The organism is Methanohalophilus profundi (assembly GCF_004137855.1).
Taxonomy (GTDB): Archaea; Halobacteriota; Methanosarcinia; order Methanosarcinales; family Methanosarcinaceae; genus Methanohalophilus; species Methanohalophilus profundi.
In genome coordinates this window covers 1-4,747 of the sequence record NZ_QBKB01000001.1, presented here as the reverse complement: position 1 = coordinate 4,747, position 4,747 = coordinate 1, and the positions used below count along the sequence as shown (strand labels likewise).

Here is a 4,747-nt window from a genome sequence, read left to right as displayed (position 1 = left end):
CCGTATCCGGTCGTACCTACAGTACCGGTATGGGCAATGAATATAACAAATCCAGTGATGTATTGTTGTTCAAAGAGCTATCTTCCTCTGCTCCTCCTTTAGTAAATGTTTCCATAATAACAGGCTATTCAAGCTACGAACCCCAGTTAGAAAGTCTGGTAGGCAGAATCAACAATGATTCAACTCTTAATTTAAGTGTGTCATATCATTTACCATCTACAATTGATGAAGAGACTGATTTGAGCAACACTGATGTTATTTTTGCAAAAATGTTTACTGATAGTGCTGATAAGATCGAAGATGAGGTAAATTCAGCGATATCTAATGGAACAATAGTTATCACAGATAATGCTGCCTTGAATGAAAATATTCCAGATAAATTCTCGGAGGAAGATGAGGTAGTTATCAGAGAATATCTTGAAGAATACTGGAAATACGGTGCCACCGAAGAATCCAATTTCGATAATATGATCTATTATCTCGCCAGAACATTTGCAGATAGGAATGACCTTGATGTCAAGGCCCCTGAAGGTTCTCCAAAAGCTATCTACCATCCCAATATGACTGAGAAATCCGATTTTACTCCAAATGCCACAGAATACTTTGACTGGTATCGCAACAGAGAAGATGGCCATGCCTTTTGATGAAAATTCTTCGACCGTTGGTATCATGTTTTACAGTTCCTATTATCCGGAACGTATGGATCCCTTTGATTCTCTCATAGCTAAGCTTGAATCAAGAAATATGAATGTAATTGCATGCTATGGCTCCAGCAGTGATTATGTGGATTCTTATTTCAATCATACACCTGAAACCAAGGTTGACCTGATTCTTTCTTCAACTTACCGCAGTCAGTATTTCAATATAGATAATTTGGATGTGCCTGTGATAAATACAGTAACCAATGGTTACATGAATTTGACCGAATGGAAAGAGACAAGTTCTCCCTTGCCGAATACCTATATGATACGGCTATACAGACCTGAAACTTGGGGCTGATCGATCCAATCATGATAGCATCCGAAAAAACGGCTGACGGGATTGAAATGTACGTGCCTGTTGACAGCCAGGTGGACTGGCTTGTTGACAGGGCACAGGCCCAGGCGAATCTCTCTGCAAAAGACCAATCTGATAAGAAGGTAGCAATCCTCTACTATAACCATGGTGCAGGAAAGAACAATATTGGTGCCTCCTATCTTGAGGTTGTACCGAGTATCAGCAATCTGCTTGGAGCAATGGCAAACGAAAGTTATGATGTAGAAAGCTCGACCATCCCCAACAAAACCGAACTTGTAGACCTTTTTGTGAAACAGGGTACCAATATCGGTACGTGGGCACCCGGTGAACTGCAAGATCTTGTGGAAACCGATAAGGTGGAATTAATTCCCGAGCATACCTACAAAAAATGGTTTGATGCTCTTCCTGAAGAACGCAAAGAGGAAGTAACGGATAGATGGGGTGAAGCACCAGGGGAAATAATGGTCTATGAAAATGATTCGGGTGACCGCTTCGTGGTAATTCCAAAGATAGAGATTAGTGACAATGTGATCCTTGCACCCCAGCCAACACGAGGCTGGCTGCAGGATNAATGCAGATGTTATGGTAAACATGGGCAGACACGGTACTGTTGAATGGTTGCCGGGTAAGGAATTTGGTCTTTTCAGGGAAGAATGGCCGGCTCTTATGACCGGGGATATCCCCGGTTGTCTATCCTTATATAATGGATGGTATGGGAGAGGGCATGCAGGCCAAACGCAGAGGCAATGCAGTGATTATAGACCACCTGATCCCACCTGTGGTGAGGTCTGGAAGTTATGGTAATTATTCTGAGTTAAATGCTGAGATTAATCGGTACAATGCACTTTCCAGTGATCCTGATATGCAGGAAAAACGGTTTAACGAAATCATAAACCTGACATATGAATTACATTTGGATGAACGAGTTAATATGACACATGCAGAATCCGAAAGAGGCCCTTTCTTAGAAGAACTCGATGATGTTCTCAGGGAACTAAGGACGACTTCAATGCCCTATGGTCTTCACATATTGGGCAATGCACCAGAGGGTGAGCAACTCAGCGAAATGGTCTGTTCCATGCTCGGTCAGGATTTCAAGGATAAAGTCTCTCTCTACAATACTTCTGAGGATGCACCGGTGCTACTTCTGGACCTTGTCCTGAATCAGGAAATGAGTTTCAACGAATCACAGGAGCAGGTACTTGGACCTGGCAACACGTCATCGACAATGGATGATTATCTCTCTACAGCGACAGAGTATGCCGACAAGTTGCATCAGAGTGAAAATGAAACATCCCAGGTACTCAATGCTATGGATGGCGAATATATCAAATCAAATCTGGGAGGTGACCCCATACTGCGTTCAGATGCCCTTCCTTCTGGAAGTAATTTCTATGCCTTCGATGAACAGCTAATTCCGACAACGTCGGCATGGGATCTTGGAAAGAAGATGGCTAATGAGACCATGGAAGCGTATACTCCAGAAATTGATGGTGATTATCCACAGAAGACAGCCTTCATTCTATGGGCAGGTGAATCCACCCGGCATGAGGGTGTAATGGAGTCTGAGATCCTGTACCTGCTTGGTGTTAGGCCTGTGTGGGACGATGACGGTGGTGATGTAGAGGATGTCGAATTGATCCCGTCCTCTGAGATGGGAAGACCACGTATAGATGTACTTGTACAGATATCCGGGCTTTACAGGGATACTTTCCCGCATAAAGTGGAACTGATAGACAAGGCAGTCTATCTTGCATACAACGCACCGGATAACAGCTATGGTGGTACTAAGGATGAAGAGCGACCTGCAGCTGAATATATTTCATACGACCCGGCGGAAAACACGAATTATGTGAGAGAGAACACCAATATATCTATGATGGTTTAAACGCTACATTGCAGAACGAAACCGCTTCAATGAACATTGCTTTGCTCAGAATCTTCGGACCGGAGGATGTTCCTACGGAACGGGTATGGCCAATGCGGTTTCGGCAAGTGATACCTGGGAAAACAACACCGAACTTGCCGACCTCTACATGGGCCGGATGAGCAATGCTTATGGTCAGTATGTATGGGGAGAAAGCATGGAGGAAATTGCCAGCCAGTGGGATGTGGCGGATGATTCCATCGACAATGAAGAAGTATTTGAAAACAATCTGGAAGATGTCGGGGCAATTGTCCACAGTCGCAGTTCTAATACCTATGGTGCAATGGATACGGATGATTTCTTCCAGTATTTCGGCGGTTTGAATCTGGTGGTCAGTGAAGCTTCCGACATGAAGCCGGAAACATACGTAATGAATCTGCAAAACCCAGATGCTGAAAAGATCGAGACTCTGAGTACCTATCTTTCCAGAGAAATTGTTACGAGGTACCTGAACCCTGGCTGGATTGAAGGTATGCAACAGCATGGCTTTGAAGGTGCCGGAATGATGGGTGATTTCATTGAGAATCTCTGGGGATGGGAAGCTCTTAATCCGGACTTGATAGATGACTATGTCTGGGATGATGTGTATAACACATATTTCACAGGAGATAACAGTGAATGGATAAAAGGAACCAATTCCTATGAATACCAGTCCATGACGGCCAGAATGCTTGAAACTGCCCGTAAGGGTGGCTGGGATGCATCGGATGAACAGCTCAAGTCCCTTGTGAGCGAGTATGTGGAAACTATAGCTGAAACTGGTGATGTCACTTGCTGTCACCACACATGTGGTAACCCTGCTTTGCAGGAATATGTAGATGGTTACCTGTCCATGCCAGGTATAGTCGATGAAGCAACTGCAGAACAATACAGAGAGATAATGGATGAAGCTACACAACCCGAAACTCAGCATCTTCACCATCTCATCCTCCAGCAGCGGCGGTGTTGGCAGTGCTTTTACACAAAAAGAATTTACTTAAAGTTGCTCGGCGATCTGTACTGCATTAAGGGCGGCTCCTTTGAGAATCTGGTCACCGCAGACAAAGAATTCCAGGCCGTGGTTTCCGAACACGATGTTCTGCCTTATCCTGCCAACTTCCACATCGTATTTCTGGGTGGCTGTCAGGGGCATTGGGTACACATTGTTCTCGATATCGTCCTTCAACTCAACACCTTCGACAGATGCCAGCAGTTTTTTGGCATCATCAGGGGAAATTGGTTTTTCAGTTTCGATAACAATGCTTTCCCCGTGAACCCTGAGTGTCGGGATTCTCACACAGGTGCAACTGATCGGGATATCGGGTTCCTCAAATATCTTGTGGGTCTCCCAGACAACTTTCATTTCCTCGCGGGTGTAATCATTCTCCTGGAAACTGTCGATATGAGGAATTGTGTTGAAAACGATAGGATGGACAAAGGCCTGATGGTTTACTTTTTTATCTTCAAGATAGTTCTTTGTCTCATTGATCAATTCATTCATCCCGGCGGCTCCTGCTCCACTGGTTGCCTGGTAGGTGCTGATTATAACTTTATTCAGGCCGTATTCCCTGTGAAGGGCGTAAAGGGGAATAGCCGCAATCGCGGTTGTACAGTTGGGGTTTGCAATCAGTTTTGAATCCCCGATTGCATGGGCATTGATCTCCGGAACCACAAGGGGCACGTTGTCATCATACCTGTATGCACTGCTGTTATCAACCACGTAGCATCCTGCATCGGTTGCCTTCTTGGCATTAGCTTTGCTCCACGAGCCGCTTATTGCGAAAAAAGCAATGTCAAGTTCCAAGTAATCTGCCGTGTCTGCAT

2 protein-coding genes and 3 pseudogenes are annotated in these 4,747 nt (G+C 44.7%); 4 read left to right on the top strand and 1 reads right to left on the bottom strand.

Annotation, left to right across the window (positions count from 1 at the left end):
• The 4 genes and pseudogenes from C9889_RS10170 to C9889_RS10160 form a co-directional block, all read left to right on the top strand.
• Nucleotides 1-644: pseudogene (locus C9889_RS10170) on the top strand (cobaltochelatase subunit CobN); the annotation flags it as partial.
• Nucleotides 589-1,821 (top strand): annotated as a pseudogene (locus tag C9889_RS11360) (cobaltochelatase subunit CobN). The pseudogenes C9889_RS10170 and C9889_RS11360, both read left to right, overlap by 56 nt.
• Nucleotides 1,742-2,905 carry a cobaltochelatase subunit CobN gene (locus C9889_RS10615; RefSeq protein WP_263853949.1) on the top strand — a complete coding sequence of 388 codons (1,164 nt, stop codon included), beginning with the start codon at nt 1,742-1,744 and terminating at the stop codon, nt 2,903-2,905. The pseudogene C9889_RS11360 and the gene C9889_RS10615 overlap by 80 nt, the downstream one beginning before the upstream one ends.
• A gap of 85 nt (nt 2,906-2,990) precedes the next feature.
• Nucleotides 2,991-3,602 (top strand): annotated as a pseudogene (locus tag C9889_RS10160) (cobaltochelatase subunit CobN); the annotation flags it as partial.
• Between the two features lie 318 nt (nt 3,603-3,920).
• Here C9889_RS10160 and C9889_RS00005 read toward each other — a convergent pair.
• Nucleotides 3,921-4,727 carry an aspartate-semialdehyde dehydrogenase gene (locus tag C9889_RS00005; RefSeq protein ID WP_225419901.1) on the bottom strand — a complete coding sequence of 269 codons (807 nt, stop codon included), beginning with the start codon at nt 4,725-4,727 and terminating at the stop codon, nt 3,921-3,923.
• Nucleotides 4,728-4,747 lie beyond the last annotated feature (20 nt).

Coding starts and splice junctions, on each gene's coding strand:
- C9889_RS10615 (WP_263853949.1), top strand. CDS start 1,742: ATGCAGGCCAAACGCAGAGGCAATGCAGTGATTATAGACCACCTGATC.